At 65.4% G+C, this 15,793-nt stretch carries 15 protein-coding genes; 2 read left to right on the top strand and 13 right to left on the bottom strand.

The genetic code is table 11. The features are described from left to right. The first annotated feature begins 16 nt into the window (after positions 1 to 16). Both rsmA and trpS read left to right on the top strand, forming a co-directional pair. Positions 17 to 901, top strand: a complete 885-nt coding sequence (gene rsmA, locus LDO41_RS09645; RefSeq protein ID WP_223985612.1) for a 16S rRNA (adenine(1518)-N(6)/adenine(1519)-N(6))-dimethyltransferase RsmA — start codon at positions 17 to 19, stop codon at positions 899 to 901. Between the two features lie 36 nt (positions 902 to 937). Further along, a complete protein-coding gene (trpS, locus tag LDO41_RS09640) occupies positions 938 to 1,960 on the top strand; it encodes a tryptophan--tRNA ligase (RefSeq protein ID WP_223985609.1) in 1,023 nt (340 codons plus the stop codon). On the opposite strand, the gene LDO41_RS09635 is transcribed toward trpS, so the two are convergent. The 13 genes from LDO41_RS09635 to miaB form a co-directional block, all read right to left on the bottom strand. Continuing rightward, positions 1,957 to 2,880, bottom strand: a complete 924-nt coding sequence (locus tag LDO41_RS09635) for a DMT family transporter (protein ID WP_223985606.1) — start codon at positions 2,878 to 2,880, stop codon at positions 1,957 to 1,959. The genes trpS and LDO41_RS09635 overlap by 4 nt on opposite strands. 14 nt (positions 2,881 to 2,894) lie before the next feature. Then, on the bottom strand, positions 2,895 to 3,302 hold the full coding sequence (gloA, locus tag LDO41_RS09630) for a lactoylglutathione lyase (protein WP_223985590.1): 408 nt from the start codon (positions 3,300 to 3,302) through the stop codon (positions 2,895 to 2,897). Between the two features lie 48 nt (positions 3,303 to 3,350). Beyond that, entirely contained in the window at positions 3,351 to 4,250 is a 900-nt protein-coding gene (locus LDO41_RS09625; RefSeq protein WP_223985588.1) for a M48 family metallopeptidase, read from the bottom strand. Further along, positions 4,247 to 5,008 (bottom strand): lysophospholipid acyltransferase family protein, encoded by a 762-nt coding sequence (locus LDO41_RS09620; protein WP_223985585.1) that lies wholly within the window; start codon positions 5,006 to 5,008, stop codon positions 4,247 to 4,249. The genes LDO41_RS09625 and LDO41_RS09620 overlap by 4 nt, the downstream gene beginning before the upstream one ends. Further along, positions 5,005 to 5,625 carry a D-glycero-beta-D-manno-heptose 1,7-bisphosphate 7-phosphatase gene (gene gmhB / locus LDO41_RS09615; protein ID WP_223985582.1) on the bottom strand — a complete coding sequence of 207 codons (621 nt, stop codon included), beginning with the start codon at positions 5,623 to 5,625 and terminating at the stop codon, positions 5,005 to 5,007. Before gmhB ends, LDO41_RS09620 begins: the two co-directional genes overlap by 4 nt. A 47-nt stretch (positions 5,626 to 5,672) precedes the next feature. Continuing rightward, positions 5,673 to 7,796, bottom strand: coding sequence for a glycine--tRNA ligase subunit beta (gene glyS / locus LDO41_RS09610; RefSeq protein WP_223985579.1), 2,124 nt, complete (start codon positions 7,794 to 7,796; stop codon positions 5,673 to 5,675). 36 nt (positions 7,797 to 7,832) lie between these two features. Next, a complete protein-coding gene (locus LDO41_RS09605; RefSeq protein ID WP_223985577.1) occupies positions 7,833 to 8,465 on the bottom strand; it encodes a hypothetical protein in 633 nt (210 codons plus the stop codon). After that, entirely contained in the window at positions 8,462 to 9,400 is a 939-nt protein-coding gene (glyQ, locus tag LDO41_RS09600) for a glycine--tRNA ligase subunit alpha (protein ID WP_223985574.1), read from the bottom strand. Before glyQ ends, LDO41_RS09605 begins: the two co-directional genes overlap by 4 nt. A gap of 406 nt (positions 9,401 to 9,806) precedes the next feature. Continuing rightward, the gene (lnt, locus tag LDO41_RS09595; RefSeq protein ID WP_377742203.1) at positions 9,807 to 11,396 is read right to left on the bottom strand and encodes an apolipoprotein N-acyltransferase; all 1,590 of its coding nucleotides are present in this window, start codon (positions 11,394 to 11,396) and stop codon (positions 9,807 to 9,809) included. Between the two features lie 98 nt (positions 11,397 to 11,494). Continuing rightward, positions 11,495 to 12,382, bottom strand: a complete 888-nt coding sequence (locus tag LDO41_RS09590) for an HlyC/CorC family transporter (RefSeq protein WP_223985572.1) — start codon at positions 12,380 to 12,382, stop codon at positions 11,495 to 11,497. A gap of 147 nt (positions 12,383 to 12,529) precedes the next feature. Continuing rightward, a complete protein-coding gene (gene ybeY / locus LDO41_RS09585) occupies positions 12,530 to 13,312 on the bottom strand; it encodes an rRNA maturation RNase YbeY (RefSeq protein WP_223985554.1) in 783 nt (260 codons plus the stop codon). Then, complete coding sequence (locus LDO41_RS09580) at positions 13,302 to 14,318, bottom strand: PhoH family protein (protein ID WP_223985552.1); 1,017 nt, start codon at positions 14,316 to 14,318, stop codon at positions 13,302 to 13,304. The genes ybeY and LDO41_RS09580 overlap by 11 nt, the downstream gene beginning before the upstream one ends. A 19-nt stretch (positions 14,319 to 14,337) precedes the next feature. Next, entirely contained in the window at positions 14,338 to 15,690 is a 1,353-nt protein-coding gene (miaB, locus tag LDO41_RS09575) for a tRNA (N6-isopentenyl adenosine(37)-C2)-methylthiotransferase MiaB (RefSeq protein ID WP_223985549.1), read from the bottom strand. Positions 15,691 to 15,793 lie beyond the last annotated feature (103 nt).

Here is a 15,793-nt window from a genome sequence, read left to right as displayed (position 1 = left end):
GGAAGCCCCACATATCATGCGTTCAAACGTTCATCAGGGCCATGTGGCCCGCAAGCGATTCGGTCAGAACTTCCTCGTGGACGACGGTGTCATCCACGGCATCATCAATGCCATCGATCCGCAGCCGAACGACGTGGTCGTCGAGATCGGCCCAGGCCTCGGCGCGCTGACCAATCCGCTGCTCGAGCGCCTGCCGCGCATGCACGTGGTCGAGCTCGACCGCGACCTCGTGGAACGGCTCAACCGCCGCTACGGCACGAAGCTCGACGTCCATGCCGGCGATGCGCTGGCGTTCGATTTCTCGCGGCTGCAGGAAGCGGGGCGCTCACTGCGTATCGTCGGCAATCTGCCCTACAACATCTCCAGTCCGCTGCTGTTTCATCTGATGGGGTTTGCGGAGTGTGTGCGCGACCAGCATTTCATGCTGCAGAAAGAAGTGGTCGAACGCATGATCGCCGAGCCCGGCAGCAAGGCGTTTGGCCGGCTGTCCATCATGCTGCAGGTGCGCTATCACATGGAGCATGTGCTGGACGTGCCGCCGGCCTCGTTCAATCCGCCGCCGAAGGTCGATTCCGCCGTGGTGCGCATGATTCCCTGGCCACGACTCGCCAGCGGCGAGCTGCAGTCGCCGTATGCCGCGTGCAATGTGGACGTGCTCGGCGACGTGGTGGCCGCGGCGTTCTCGCAGCGCCGCAAGGTCCTGCGCAACACGCTGTCGTTCCTGCGCGATCAGGTCGACTTCGACGCGCTCGGCTTCGATCTCGGCCGCCGCGCCGAGGAAGTGCCAGTTGCCGAGTACGTCGAGCTGGCGCGCCTGGTCGCTGCCGGCACCGCTGCCTCCAATGCTGCCAACGCTGCCAAAGCCACCGACGCGCGCGACGATAGCCGCGAGGCCTCCTGATTTCTACCGTATTTGTCTTGATTCATCTGTGACGCCATGACAGCCCAAACGATTAAAGATCCGCGTCCCGTCATCCTGACCGGCGACCGTCCCACCGGCCCGCTGCACCTCGGCCACTATGTCGGCTCGCTCCAGAGCCGCGTGTCGCTGCAGGACTCGCACAAGCAGTATCTGTTGCTGGCCGACACGCAGGCCATGACGGACAACGCGCATGACCCGGAGAAGGTGCGCCGCAACGTGCTCGAGGTCGCGCTGGACTACCTCGCGGTTGGTATCGACCCCGCCAAGACCACGATCACCGTGCAGTCGCATCTGCCGGCGCTGGCCGAGCTGACGCTGATGTACCTGAACTTCGTCACGGTATCGCGCCTCGAGCGCAACCCGACGATCAAGGAAGAGATCCAGGCGCGCGGTTTCGGTCGTGATATCCCGGCTGGCTTCCTGTGCTATCCCGCGTCGCAGGCCGCGGACATCACCGGCTTCAAGGCCGTGCTGGTACCCGTTGGCGAAGATCAGGCACCGCTGATCGAGCAGACCAACGAAATCGTGCGCCGTATCAACCATCAGGTGGGCCGAGAGGTGTTGCCGGAAGCCGCGGCGCTGATCCCGAAGCATGGCCGCCTGCCGGGCGTCGATGGCAAGGCGAAGATGAGCAAGTCGCAAGGCAACGCGATTCCGCTCGGCGCGTCGCCGGAGCAGATCAAGGAAGCCGTGCACCGCATGTACACTGATCCGAACCACCTCAAGGTGTCCGATCCGGGTCAGGTGGAGGGCAACGTGGTGTTCACCTACCTCGACGCCTTCGATCCGAACGTCGCGGAAGTGGAAGCGCTCAAGGAACACTACCGTCAGGGCGGTCTGGGCGACATGGTGCTCAAGCGCCGGATCGAGGGCATCCTGCAGGAGATGCTGCGTCCGATCCGCGAGCGTCGCGAGCAACTCGCCAAGGACCCCGGCTACGTGTTCGATATCCTCAAGAAGGGTACCGCCGAGGCGCGTGAACTGACTCAGCAGACGCTGGACGAAGTGCGCGGCGCGCTGGGGATGTTCTCGTTCTAGGCTTTTCGGTTCACCAGCACGATGCCGCCGAGCACCAGCAGCGCCGACACGGCAAAGCGTATGCCGACGACATCGTGCATCAGCACCACGCCGAACGTCACGCCGAACAACGGGGTGAGGAACGAGAATACCGCGAGGCGTGAGGTCAGATACTGGCGCAGCAGCCAGAACCACGCCAGATAGCTCGCGAAAGCCACCAGCACCGACTGGTAGAACAGACTCGCGAGCACCAGGCCGTTGAATTGCACGTCGAGGTGCTGGCCGGCCATCAGCGCCAGCGCGAGCAGCACCACGGCGGATACCGCAAGCTGGTACAGCAGCGTCTTGCTGGCCGGTGCGCTGGCCAGCCGGCTGGCGCGCACCACCAGCGTGGTGGCGGCCCACAGGGCGCCGGCCAGCACGCCGAGCCCATCGCCCAATAGTGTCGAGCTGCCTGATTGAGATAACCTGGCGGGCGACACCATGCCGTCGGCAAACGCAATCACGATGCCCGCGAAGGCGGCGATGACACCGAGCCATTGCGCGGGGCGCAGCCGCTCGCCCGGTACCGTGAAATGGAGACCGAGCGCGGTGAAGACCGGCGCGGTATAGAGAAACACCGCCATGCGCGAGGCCGTGGTGTGACCAAGGCCGACGAACACACACAGGAATTCGCCGCCGAACAGCAGACCCGCCAGCAGTCCGGCCGGCAACGTGCCGTCACGCTGCCAGAGCGGCTGGCGGCGCCACAGCGTGAAACCATAGACCAGCAGCGCCGCAATGGCCGAGCGTACGCCAGCCTGCATCACCGCACCCATCAGCGGCGCGGTGACCTTGATCACGACCTGCTGCAGCCCCCACGCCGCGCACAGCAGCAGCATGAGCCCGATGGCAAGGCCGTCGAGCGGACGACGGTCGAGAGCCTGGATGGCGGTGCTCATGCGGCGGCGGCAGCTTACGGACGCGCGGCGTCGCGCGTCGAATGACGCTCGATCAGTTCGATCTTGTAGCCGTCCGGATCTTCCACGAAGGCGATCACGGTGGTGCCGCCCTTGACCGGGCCGGCCTCGCGCGTGACCTTGCCACCGGCTACGCGAATGCGGTCGCACGCGGCCGCCGCATTGTCGGTTTCCAGCGCGATATGACCGTAAGCATTGCCCAGGTCGTACTGATCGACGCCGTAGTTGTAGGTCAGCTCGATCACCGCGCCTTCGCTCTCGGGACCGTAGCCAACGAAGGCCAGCCGGTACTTGTATTCGGGGTTGTCGCTCTCGCGCAGCAGCTGCATGCCGAGCACGCGCGTGTAGAAATCGATCGAGCGCTGGTAGTCGCCAACGCGGAGCATCGTATGGAGGAGTCGCATGTGGGGGCCTTCTGTAGGTTTGGTGTCTGCCGTGGCAGCAACCGTATTCTAGAACGTCGGTAACAGCTCGGGCGGATGCGCGCGCAACTGCGCGCGGGCATCGCGGAACTCGGGAAAGATCGACTCGACCGTTTCCCAGAAGCGCGGGCCGTGGTTCATCTCTTTGAGATGCGCGAGCTCGTGCGCGGCCACATAGTCGATCATCGACATCGGGAAATGCATGAGGCGCCAGTTCAGCCGGATCTTGCCGTCGGCGGTGCAACTGCCCCAGCGCGTCGCCGCGGAAGTCAGCGCAAAGCCCGTATGGCGCACGCCGAGCTTCTCCGCATAGATCTCGAGCCGTTCGGCCAGCAGGCGCCGTGCCTGATGTTGCAGCCAGCCCTGCACGCGATCCTTGATCTGCTGCTCGTCGGCATGCGTCGGTAACGCGAGATGCAGTACGCGCGTCTCCGCGTCGAACTGCAGTGCGCCCGTCGGTGAATCGAGCCGCAGCGTAATCGGCTTGCCAAGCAGCGGCAGGCTCGCGCCCTCGCGCCACTGCACGGTCGGCAACACGCGGCGCGCCTCGCGGTGGCGCCACTCGCCGAGCTTGGTGAAGATCCAGCGCTGCTTTTCGAGGATGGCCGACTCGACGTCGACAAGCGTCACCCAGCGCGGCGCCGTGATGGACAGACCGCGATCGTCGATGGTGAAGCCGATGGTCCGGCGTGCCGAGCGCTTGAGCGTGTAATGCAGCGGGCGTTCGCCGATATGCAATACCCGAGAGTTCGGTTGCAGCGGCGGCCATGCGGGAGGATCGGCCACCAGTGGCGCGATCGGCCCAAGCGGCCCAAGCGGCCCAAGCGGCGAAACTGACGTGGGCGACGCGGGCCCAGCCGCCAGCGCTGCCTCGAACGATAGCTCGAGCTGCGCGTCAGTGGTATCGGGGGTAGGCCGCAACAACTTCATGCAGGCGCCCCGTCCTGCGTTTCGCGGTAGCTGTCCGCATCGATGCGCCGCATCTCGGCCTCGACCCAGATCTGCACCTCGGTGTTGAGCTGATCGGCCGTGCGGTTGGCCGAGTTGATCGCCGGTCCGACCGAAATCGTCACGGTGCCCGGATACTTGAGGAACGAGTTACGCGGCCACACGCGGCCGGAGTTGACCGCAATCGGCAGGATCCACGCCCCGGTTTCGGCCGCAAGGCGTGCGCCGCCGCTCTTGTAGCGCGGACGCGCCATGCCCGATGGCGTGCGCGTGCCCTCGGGGAACATGATGATCCACGCGCCCTCGGCCAGACGCTCACGTCCCTGGTCGACCGCCTGCGCAAACGCGCGCGAGCCTTCCTTGCGGTTGATATGCACCATCTTGAGCATGCCGAGCGCCCAACCGAAGAACGGCACGAACAGCAGTTCGCGTTTGAACACGAAGCACAGCGGCTTGGGCATCAGGGCCATATAGGCCACGGTCTCCCACGCGGACTGGTGCTTCGACAGCAGCACCACGGGCTTGTCCAGCATCGCCTGCATGCGGTCCATGCCCTCGATGCGGTACTGGATGCCGCAGATGCCGCGTGCGGCCCAGATCACGAGCCGCGTCCAGCCCCGCACGAAGCGGAAGCGGTTGGCGGCGTTCATAAACGGAAAGACGATAAAGCAGGCGCACGCGTAGGGCGGCGTCAGGACGATCAGATAGAGCGTAAACAGCAGGGAACGAATGAAGATCATCTGGGGTGAGCGCGGGGCAGATCTTGTGAGGGGGCGGCAGGGGACTTGTGCGTGGGCAGGGCACCGTCGCCGGTGACTTGCCAGCGCGCGAAGGCGGCCAGATCGTCGTGGATGCGCGTGCCGGCGGGCAAGCCACCCTTGTCTCGCGTCTTCTGGCCTTTGCCAGTCAGCACGAGGTGCGGCACGCAGCCAACCGCCACGCCAGCTTCGAGGTCTCGCAGGGAATCGCCGACCACGGGTACCGCGCGCAGTTCGATGCCAAAGCGTTCGCCGATCTGCTCGAACATGCCGGGCTTGGGCTTGCGGCAATCACAGCCGTCGGCGGCCGTGTGCGGGCAGAAGAAGACGGCCTCGACGCGACCGCCGAGATTGGCCAGCGCCTTGTACATCTTCTCGTGCATCGCGTTGAGCGCGCTCATCTCGAACAGACCGCGACCAATGCCCGACTGGTTGCTCGCGATCACTACGCGAAAGCCGGCCTGGTTCAGCGCGGCGATCGCCTCGAGGCTGCCGGCAATCGGCACCCATTCATCGGGCGTCTTGATGAACTGATCGCTGTCGAGATTGACGACGCCATCGCGATCGAGGATGACGAAGCGGGGCGGATTCTGTGGCATCTTGCGTTGCGTCGGTAGGGCAGCCTGTTTCGGTCGGAGAGCGGCGATCAGGCCGCCAGCTTGGAGATATCGGCCACGCGGTTGGCCAGCACGTGCAGCGACGCCAGCAGCGCGAGCCGGTTCGCGCGCAGGCGCGCGTCGTCGGCCATCACCATCACGTCGTTGAAGAACTGGTCCACCGCCTCGCGCAGTTGCGCGAGGTCGCGCAGCGCGGCCGTGAAATCGCCACCGGCAAATGCCGCTTCAACGCCCGGGCGCACGCGCTCGATGGCCGCGTGCAGCGTGCGTTCGGCCGCTTCCTGGAACAGCGCGGCGTCCACCGTGCCGATGGCCTCGTCGGTCTTGCGCAGGATGTTCGTGATGCGCTTGTTGGCGGCCGCAAGCGCTTCCGCCTCCGGCAGCGCCGCGAACGTGCGCACCGCTTCCATGCGGCCCATGATGTCGTGCAGCGCATGCGGGCGCAGGCTCACCACGGCTTCCACTTCATTGGTCGTGTAGCCCTTGTCCTTCAGGTAGCCGCGCACGCGGTCGTACAGGAAGTCGAGAATGGCCTCGCGCGCGGGCTTCACCGCGGCGATGCCGGCAAACGACTGCTCGGTCAGCGCGAGCAGCGTGTCGAGCTTCACCGCGAGCGGCTTCTCGATCAGCATGCGCAGAATGCCGAGCGCGTGGCGGCGCAGGGCGAACGGATCCTTCTCGCCTGTCGGCTGCAGGCCGATACCCCAGATGCCGACCAGCGTCTCGAGCTTGTCGGCCAGCGCCACGGCCGTGCTGACGTTGCCGGCCGGCAGCGCGTCGCCGGCAAAGCGCGGACGGTAATGTTCGGAGCAGGCCAGCGCCACGTCATGATCCTCGTGGTCGTGGCGCGCGTAGTACGTGCCCATGGTGCCCTGCAGCTCGGGGAACTCGCCAACCATGTCGGTCAGCAGATCCGCCTTGGCGAGCTCGGCGCCGCGCATGGCCGCAGCCTGATCGACCGGCGCGCCGGTACCGTTCATGGTCTCGGCGATATGGCCCGCGATCTGCTGCAGGCGTTGGACGCGATCGAGCTGCGTACCGATCTTGTTGTGATAGACCACGTTGGCCAGCTGCGGCACGCGCGAGGCCAGCGTCTTCTTGCGATCCTGGTCGAAGAAGAACTTGGCGTCGGCCAGGCGCGGGCGTACCACGCGTTCGTTGCCCGTGATGATCGACTGCGGCGTTTCCGTCGCCAGGTTCGATACGATCAGGAAACGATGACGCAGATGCCCGTTGGCATCGGTCAGCGCAAAGTACTTCTGGTTGGTCTGCATCGTCAGGATCAGGCATTCCTGCGGCACCGAGAGGAACGTCTCCTCGAAGTGGCAGGCGTACACCACCGGCCATTCGACAAGCGAGTTCACTTCGTCGAGCAGTGCGTCGGGCATGACCACCTGATCCGCGCCAGCCTCGGCCAGCAGCGTCGAGCGAATACGCTCGCGGCGGTCGGCATAGCTCGCCACCACGCGGCCCTTCGACTCGAGCAGCGCCGCGTACTCGTTCGCATGCGGAATCTCGATCATGCCGTGCGAGAGGAAGCGGTGGCCCTGCGTGATATTGCTGGCGTCGAGGCCCAGCACCGATACCGGCACGATCTCGGCGCCGAACAACGCGATCAGGCTATGCGCGGGACGCACGAAATGCACGGTGCTGCCATCGGGACGCTGATAGCTCATCAGCTTCGGAATCGGCAGCTTCGTGAGCGTCTCGTCGAGCGCCGCCTGCAGGCCGCCAGCCAGCGTGGCACCGCGCGCGGTGTAACGATGGAAGAATGCATCGGCCTTGCCGTCGGACGCGCGCTCGAGGGTCTGCCAGTCGATCGAGTCGACGCCGATCGACTTGGCCAGCGCCGCGAGTTTCTTGGCGAGCGGGGCGGTCGGCGCGCCCGCGGCATCCAGTGCCACGGTCAGCGGGAGTACCTTCTCGCGTTGCTCGCGGTCTGGCGCGGCGCTACGCACGCCGGTGACCAGCGCGGCCAGGCGGCGAGGCGTGGCGAACGGCGTCACGGTGGCGCCGGTTTCGAGCAGGTCGCGCTCGCGCAGGCCCGCGAACAGGCCTTGCGCAAACGCGTCACCGAGCCGGGCCAGCGCCTTGGGCGGCAGCTCTTCGGTGAACAGTTCGATCAGCAGCGAATCGGTCATCAGTTGCGACATGAATCGTATCCAACGGGTATGAGGCAGGCACCGCGCTCAGCAGCGCGGTGCGGGATTGGGTTCTACGCCGGACAGCAGCCACAGGCCGTTCTGTTGCCGGAACTGCAGCGTGGTGTACGCGCATTGCGCGGCCACGCCGGAAGCGCCGCGGCTACCCGCGGCGGGAAAACGTGCATCGATGCGCTGCAGGCGGCGATCGTAGCGAATCTCGTCGATGCGGCCGCCCACCCAGAAATCGATCTTCTGCGGCAGCTGCGCGGCCGAGCGATACATCTTGACCGCGCGCCTGGCCTTGCCATTGCGCTCTTCCCACTCGACCCACGTCAGCGGGTAGCGGATCGCGCTTTCGTAAGCGCGCAGCGGCACACGGTGCCAGCCCAGATCGCGCGAGCCCGACAGGTCGCACGAGAACGTCCGTACGAGCTGCGTCCACTGGTCCACGGCATTGAGCCCCGGCCGCCAGTGGCGCGCGATGGCCTGTTGCAGCTGCTGCTGGTCGGCCTCGCACACATTGGCGAGGTTCTCCGGCAGGTACAGCACCTGCGGCGTGGGGGCGGTCGTGCTCTTCGCCAGCGCGCTGCCCGGTGCGATCGTGGCGATACCGGCCGCGGTCAGTACGGCGGCCAGGACCAGCCGCAACGGGACCGGGCCGCGCAGGGGGGACGTCATGCGTCGGTCCTCTTGCCACACATCGGAAAGCCGAGGGCCTCCCGCGAATCGTAGTAGGCCTGCGCCACCATCCGCGACAGATTGCGGATGCGGCCGATATAAGCCGCGCGCTCGGTCACCGAGATCGCGCCGCGCGCGTCCAGCAGGTTGAACGTGTGGGCGGCCTTGAGAACCTGTTCGTAGGCGGGCAGGGCCAGGCGCGTGCCGGTGGCGGTCTCGCCCTCCTTGACCTCTCCCATCAGGCGCTTGGCTTCACCTTCGTGTTCCGAGAAATGCCGGAACAGGATTTCGGTGTTGCTGTGCTCGAAGTTGTAGGTGGACTGCTCCACCTCGTTCTGGTGATACACGTCGCCGTAGGTCAGGCGACGCGTTTCGCCGTTCTCGACCCACTCGGTCCAGACCAGGTCGTACACGTTCTCGACCTTCTGCAGGTACATCGCCAGACGTTCGATGCCGTACGTGATCTCGCCCGTGATGGGCTTGCAATCGATGCCGCCCACCTGCTGGAAGTACGTGAACTGCGTGACTTCCATGCCGTTGAGCCAGACTTCCCAGCCCAGGCCCCACGCGCCGAGCGTCGGATTCTCCCAGTCGTCCTCGACGAAGCGGATGTCGTTCTGCTTCAGGTCGAGTCCGAGCGCCTCGAGCGAGCCGAGGTACAGCTCGAGGATGTTTTCGGGCGCGGGCTTCAGGACCACCTGGTATTGGTAGTAGTGCTGCAGGCGGTTCGGGTTCTCGCCATAGCGGCCGTCCTTGGGCCGGCGCGACGGCTGCACATACGCGGCGCGCCATGGCTCGGGTCCGATCGCGCGCAGGAACGTGTGCACGTGCGACGTGCCCGCGCCGACCTCCAGATCGATCGGTTGCAGCAACGCGCAACCCTGCCGGTCCCAGTAGGCCTGCAGGGTCAGAATCATTTGTTGGAAGGTCAGCATAGGAAGGACGGAGATGAATGCGGCGGCAATTCGGGTGGCCGGCTTCGGGCAGTCGAATTCGGGCGGTCGGATTGCCAAACCCTGAATTCTATCGGTTTTTTGCGCGACGACCGCCGAAGGAGGGGGGTGTTTGCATGCGCTGGCCGACTTTTGGCCCGTTGCCGCAGTGTCAGATTCCGGCAACGGGTCGGGAAAATACCGACACGATATTCAGAGAAGGACGATGTGTGCCGATACCAATTTTGTATACAGTGCAGATTACGCAGTCATTCAGAGCTGCATTCAACCTTAATAAGGGGATCGGTCATGTCGTTGTTGCCTCGTAAGCCTTATCTTGTCGCCATCGCCGTGATGGCTGTCGCTGCCGCCGTTTCGGTGGTATTGCGCTAGCCCTGCGCCGCTCATCCTACGTCACTGAGCCGCGCCGGCGTACGCGCGCCAGTGCCGCGGCCGCCAGCACCAGCCCGCTCAACGCCAGGAACGGCACGTTCCCCCAGCGGATGAACGGCGTAAATCCCTGCATGCCCTGAACCGTCGCAGCCAGCGTGCCGACCTCGAACGTCGGCAGCCGCTCGGTGGAGCCGTCCGGCTTGACCACCGCGGTCATGCCGGTATTGGTGGCGCGCAGCATCGGGCGGCGCATCTCCAGCGCGCGCATGCGCGAGATCTGCAGATGCTGATCCAGCGCGATGGTGTCACCGAACCATGCCAGGTTGGTCATGTTCGCCATCATGTTTGCGGGCTCCGGTTGATGGCGCAGCGTATGCGCGATCTCCTCGCCGAACAAATCCTCGTAGCAGATATTGGGCGCCACGCGAATGCCGCGCACCGGCACCGCCTGCTGGTCCAGCCCGCCGCGCATGAAGTCGCCGAGCGGCATCTTCATCATATTGACGAACCAGTGGAAGCCGAACGGAATGAACTCGCCAAACGGCACCAGATGGTGCTTGTTATAGCGATACAGCGTCGGATGTTCGGGACCGATTGCGAATGCACTGTTGGTGAAGTCCACCGGTGAGTCCGCGCCCACCGCACCGAAGAGGATCGTGCTGCCGGTGTTCTCCATGAAACGCCGCACGTCCTGAGCGATATCGAGCGGCAGCTCCTGCAGGATCACCGGGAAGCCGGTCTCCGGCGTGATCACGAGGTCGGCCGGTTTGGCCGTGATCAGGTCGCGATACAGTTCCAGCGAGCGCTGGATGCCGACTGGCTCGAACTTGATGTCCTGCGCGACATTGCCCTGCAGCAGACGCACCGAGATCGGCTCGCCAATGGGCTGGGTCCACGCCACCGGGCGCAGCACCGCGCCCACGATCACGATCGCGGCGCCGCTGACGATCGCCGTGACCATCGTGCCGCGCCGGCGCAGGCCAGCCGCGCGCACTGCGACCACGAGCAGGGCCGCCAGCGTCGCGGCCAGCGTGGCAATGCCATACACGCCGAACAGCGGGGCGTAACCGGCCAACGGGCCCGCGGTATGCGGGTAGCCGCTGCCGAGCCACGGAAAGCCCGTGAACACGACGCCGCGCAACCACTCCGACAGGCCCCAGGCGGCGCCAAACAGGATGGCGCCGAACACGCCAGCCAGCGCCGTGGCGGATGCGGCCGGTCGCGAACGCGTCAGCCAGTACCAGACGGCGCCAGCCAAAGCCGGCCACAGCGACAGGTAGGCTGCAAACAGCACCACGGCGGGCGCGGCCATCCAGGCCGGCATCTCGCCGTACACGTGCATGCTGATGTAAAGCCACCAGATGCCCGACAGAAACCAGCCCATGCCGAAGGCATAGCCAGTGGCGGCAGCCATGCGCGCGCGACCGGCATCGGCCATCAGCGCCACCAGCCCCGCGAGAGCGAGCAGTTGCAGCCACCACCAGTCGTGGGGCGCGAAGGCCTGGGTGTGCGCAATGCCGAGCATGGCCGCCAGCAGCAGACGCAGACGTGGGCCAAGCGCGGTCGCGCGCGAAAGATCGCGCGAAGCAGCCGAAGCAGAGTTCATCGGTGAAAAAGTCTTGTCGGAGTGATTGCCGCCGTGGCTGGACTGGCCGGCATGGCCGTCAGCACGGCGCGCATCCACCGCGCTGGCGGCGGAACGCTTCATGCATCGGCCACGGCCAGCGCGTCGTTGGTAGCTTCCCGGCGCACCTGCAGCAGGTGCACCTGGCGCGCATCGGCGCGCAGGACCTCGAAGCGCATCGGCGGCAACGTGATGATCTCGCCACGATGCGGCACATGGCCGAGGTGGTTGATCAGCAGGCCGCCCACCGTATCGACGTCATGGTCGGAGAAGCCGGTGCCAAACGCTTCGTTGAACTGCTCGATCTCGGTCAGGCCGTGCACGCGCCAGGCGCCATCGGCGGTCGGCAGGATCTTGTCCTGATCTTCGTCGAGGTCGAACTCGTCCTCGATGTCGCCGACGATCTGCTCGAGCACGTCCTCGATCGTGACCAGGCCCGCCACGCCGCCGTATTCATCGACAACGATCGCGATGTGATTGCGGTTGATGCGGAACTCGCGCAGCAGGATGTTCAGCCGCTTCGACTCCGGAATGAACACCGCCGGCCGCAGCGTCTCGCGCAGGTCGAAGGTGTCATCGGTGTAGTAGCGCAGCAGATCCTTCGCCATCAGGATGCCGATGATGTTGTCACGGCTGCCCTCGTACACCGGAAACCGCGAGTGCGCGGTCTGCTGCATGTACGGGATGAAGGTCTCGGGCGCGTCGGCGATATTGACCGCGTCCATCTGGGCGCGGGGCACCATGATGTCGCGCGCGGTGAGCTCGGAAACCTGGAACACGCCCTCGATCATCGAGAGCGAATCAGCGTCGATCAGATTGCGTCCGTGCGCGTCCTGCAGCACTTCGAGCAATTCCGTGCGAGTGTCCGGCTCGGGGGAAATGAAATCCGAAAGGCGTTCGAGAAGGGATCGTGGCCGATCCGACTGCTTGAAATTGGCAGATTTCGAACTGGGATAGGGGTCGTTCATGTCGCGGCGAGCGCGTGGTGGAGATCGTCTGAAGCATACACTAAAAGCTTTACGACCCGCCTCCACGCCCCTGCGGGGGTGCCGGATGCGGCGCAAATGGGAGGCATCCCACGTGCGCCGCCGCACTACGGTGCCTGCAAAGACGCTTTAGTGTTCGCGCACCGGGAGGTACGGATCGTCGAAGCCGAGGGCCTGCAAGGTCTCGGTTTCGATCGCTTCCATCTCTTCCGCTTCGCCATCTTCCTCGTGCTCGTAGCCCTGCGCATGGAGCACGCCGTGCACGATCAGGTGCGCATAGTGTGCCTGCAACGGCTTGTGCTGCTCGCGCGCCTCCGATTCGACAACTGGGCAGCACAGCACGATATCGCCGGTGATCGGGTCGTCGGCGTTCTCCGCGTAGGCGAATGTCAGCACGTTGGTCGCGTAGTCCTTCCCGCGATACGTGCGGTTCAGCGTGCGGCCTTCCTCTTCGCCGACAAAGCGTACCGTCAGCGCGGCATCGGCATATAGCGCGGACCGGACCCAGGTCTCGGCCTGCTTGCGGCGCGGCAGGCCCTCGTCGCCCTTGCGGATGCCCTCACCATATTGCAGGTCCAGTTCGAGCGCGGGCGGGGTCGCCGGCGTGCCGGTGGTCGTCGTCAGTGGCGTGGAGGTCACCGCGACCGACAGCGCGTCATGGTTGTCGGGGCGGACCAGCAGGCCGGCCTGCTGCGCGGTGTCGGTATGCTCGGCGAGCAGCGCGACCACGCCGTCGGCGGCCTGCGACAGATCGATCGTCACGCTGCGGCCATCGGGCAGTTGCACGCGCAGCGCGTGCGCGGCGGTCTTGCGGGCGCGGCCATCGGCGTCAAACAGCGTGACGGTAGTGGGGGAAGTCTTCTTCAATTTGCGGCGTCCTTTCTTGTGCAATTCAGGCGGCTCAGGCGTCATTGTGCTGGGCGTGATACTCGTCGTACGCATCGACGATGCGGGCGACGAGCGGATGGCGAACCACGTCGACGGTCGTAAAGCGCGTGAACGCCAGGCCGCGCACATCGCGCAGCACGTGCTGCGCCTCCACAAGGCCGCTCTTCTGGCCGCGCGGCAAATCGATCTGCGTGGTGTCGCCGGTGATCACCGCCTTCGAGCCGAAGCCGATCCGCGTCAGGAACATCTTCATCTGCTCGGGCGTGGTGTTCTGCGCCTCGTCGAGGATGATGAACGCATGGTTCAGCGTACGGCCACGCATGTAGGCCAGTGGCGCGATCTCGATCATCTGTCGCTCGAACATCTTCTGCGTGCGATCGAAGCCAAGCAGGTCGTACAGCGCGTCATAGAGCGGGCGCAGATACGGATCCACCTTTTGCGCGAGGTCGCCGGGCAGGAAACCGAGGCGTTCGCCGGCTTCCACCGCGGGCCGCGTGAGCACGATGCGCTTGACCGCATCGCGCTCGAGCGCGTCCACCGCGCAGGCCACCGCGAGGTAGGTCTTGCCGGTGCCTGCCGGGCCGATGCCCAGCGTGAGGTCGTGCGACAGGATATGGCGCAGGTATTCGCGCTGCTTGGCCGTGCGGCCCTGCAGGCCGGCGCGACGCGTGTGCAGCACCGGCGATTCATCACCGGGCGTGCCGCCCTCACCATCGATGCCGCCATCGTCGGGCAGATAACCGCCATGCGCGGAGATCTGGCGCGATTCCACGAGGCCCAGTTGCAGGTCGTCGATGGACAGCGGGTTCCGCGACGACTCGTTGTAGAAGCGCTCGAGCGTGAGCGCGGCGTCCTGCGCCAGCTTGCCGCGCACGGTCATGCGATGGCCGCGGCGCTGGATCGTTACATCGAGCGCCTGCTCGATCTGACGCAGGTTCTCGTCGAGCGGGCCGCACAGGTTCTGCAGCCGGGTGTTGTCGTCGCGCGGAGCCACGAACTCCGCGGTTTGCGCTGCGTTGGGTTTTTTCATCGGTAGCGTATGCGGGGGCTTACTGTCGCACCACGATCTCGCCGCGCAGCGAATGCGGGAACGCCTCGGTGATGCTGACATCGACCATCTGGCCGATCATGCGATCGCGCTGGGTTTGCGGCACACCGGGCAGCGCGAAGTTGACCACGCGGTTGTTCTCGGTGCGGCCGTGCAACTCGGTCGGGTCCTTGCGCGCGGGGCCTTCCACGAGGATGCGCTGCACGGAGCCCACCATGCCGCGGCTGATGCGCTGCACGTTCTCTTCGATGGTCGCCTGCAGTCGCTGCAGCCGGCGCAACTTGACGTCGTGCGGCGTGTCGTCGTGCAGGTTCGCGGCGGGCGTGCCGGGGCGCGGGCTGAAGATGAACGAGAACGACGTGTCGTAGCCCACTTCCTCGACCATCGCCATGAGCTTGTCGAAGTCGGCATCGGTCTCGCCGGGGAAGCCGATGATGAAGTCCGACGACATCGACATCTCGGGCCGCAACACGCGCAGCTTGCGAATGATGCTCTTGTACTCGAGCACGCTGTAGCCACGCTTCATCGCCATCAGAATGCGGTCCGAGGCATGCTGCACGGGCAGGTGAAGATGATTGACGAGCTTGTCGCAACGACCGTACAGCTCGACCAGCCGCGACGTGAACTCCTTCGGATGGCTGGTGGTGTAGCGAATGCGCTCGATGCCCGGAATCTCCGCGACGTACTCGATCAGCAGCGCGAAATCGGCGATCTCGCTGGTGCCGCCCATCGCGCCACGATATGCGTTCACGTTCTGGCCCAGCAGCGTGATCTCGCGCACGCCTTGGTCGGCGAGACCCGCGACTTCGGCCAGCACGTCCTCGAACGGTCGCGATACTTCCTCGCCGCGCGTGTAAGGCACCACGCAGTAGCTGCAGTACTTCGAGCAACCTTCCATGATCGAGACGAACGCGCTCGGGCCGTCCACGCGGGCGGGCGGCAGATGGTCGAACTTTTCGATCTCGGGGAACGAGATGTCCACCTGCGACAGGCCGGTCTGGCGACGGCGCGAGATGAGGTCCGGCAGGCGATGCAGCGTCTGCGGGCCGAACACGACATCGACATACGGTGCGCGCGTCACAATGGCCGCGCCTTCCTGGCTGGCGACGCAGCCGCCCACGCCGATCACGAGGTCGGGCTTGAGGGCCTTGAGCGCCTTCATGCGGCCGAGCTCGGAGAATACTTTCTCCTGGGCCTTCTCGCGCACGGAGCAGGTGTTGAACAGGATGACGTCGGCGTCCTCGACGTTATCGGTGGGCTCGAGGCCCTGGGTCGCGTTGAGCACGTCCACCATCTTGTCCGAGTCATACTCGTTCATCTGGCAGCCGTACGTTTTGACAAATACTTTCTTCATGGTGCCGGTCTCAGTGGTTTACCTGGGGGCATCCGCTTTTGCAACGGGTGACATCGAAATCAACCGCGGTGGGGACCACGGTACTGCGGGTTTGCTGCGTGGG

Source organism: Cupriavidus pampae, assembly GCF_914271485.1.
In the GTDB taxonomy this organism is placed as follows: Bacteria; Pseudomonadota; Gammaproteobacteria; order Burkholderiales; family Burkholderiaceae; genus Cupriavidus; species Cupriavidus pampae.
The sequence above is the reverse complement of the archived record's forward strand: the minus strand, read 5'-3'. Positions and strand labels throughout refer to the sequence as shown.

Excerpts from the sequence above, each read along its gene's own strand:
- rsmA (WP_223985612.1), top strand. The coding sequence starts at position 17 with ATGCGTTCAAACGTTCATCAGGGCCATGTGGCCCGCAAGCGATTCGGT.
- trpS (WP_223985609.1), top strand. The coding sequence starts at position 938 with ATGACAGCCCAAACGATTAAAGATCCGCGTCCCGTCATCCTGACCGGC.
- LDO41_RS09635 (WP_223985606.1), bottom strand. The coding sequence starts at position 2,880 with ATGAGCACCGCCATCCAGGCTCTCGACCGTCGTCCGCTCGACGGCCTT.
- gloA (WP_223985590.1), bottom strand. The coding sequence starts at position 3,302 with ATGCGACTCCTCCATACGATGCTCCGCGTTGGCGACTACCAGCGCTCG.
- LDO41_RS09625 (WP_223985588.1), bottom strand. The coding sequence starts at position 4,250 with ATGAAGTTGTTGCGGCCTACCCCCGATACCACTGACGCGCAGCTCGAG.
- LDO41_RS09620 (WP_223985585.1), bottom strand. The coding sequence starts at position 5,008 with ATGATCTTCATTCGTTCCCTGCTGTTTACGCTCTATCTGATCGTCCTG.
- gmhB (WP_223985582.1), bottom strand. The coding sequence starts at position 5,625 with ATGCCACAGAATCCGCCCCGCTTCGTCATCCTCGATCGCGATGGCGTC.
- glyS (WP_223985579.1), bottom strand. The coding sequence starts at position 7,796 with ATGTCGCAACTGATGACCGATTCGCTGCTGATCGAACTGTTCACCGAA.
- LDO41_RS09605 (WP_223985577.1), bottom strand. The coding sequence starts at position 8,465 with ATGACGTCCCCCCTGCGCGGCCCGGTCCCGTTGCGGCTGGTCCTGGCC.
- glyQ (WP_223985574.1), bottom strand. The coding sequence starts at position 9,400 with ATGCTGACCTTCCAACAAATGATTCTGACCCTGCAGGCCTACTGGGAC.
- lnt (WP_377742203.1), bottom strand. The coding sequence starts at position 11,396 with ATGAACTCTGCTTCGGCTGCTTCGCGCGATCTTTCGCGCGCGACCGCG.
- LDO41_RS09590 (WP_223985572.1), bottom strand. The coding sequence starts at position 12,382 with ATGAACGACCCCTATCCCAGTTCGAAATCTGCCAATTTCAAGCAGTCG.
- ybeY (WP_223985554.1), bottom strand. The coding sequence starts at position 13,312 with ATGACGCCTGAGCCGCCTGAATTGCACAAGAAAGGACGCCGCAAATTG.
- LDO41_RS09580 (WP_223985552.1), bottom strand. The coding sequence starts at position 14,318 with ATGAAAAAACCCAACGCAGCGCAAACCGCGGAGTTCGTGGCTCCGCGC.
- miaB (WP_223985549.1), bottom strand. The coding sequence starts at position 15,690 with ATGAAGAAAGTATTTGTCAAAACGTACGGCTGCCAGATGAACGAGTAT.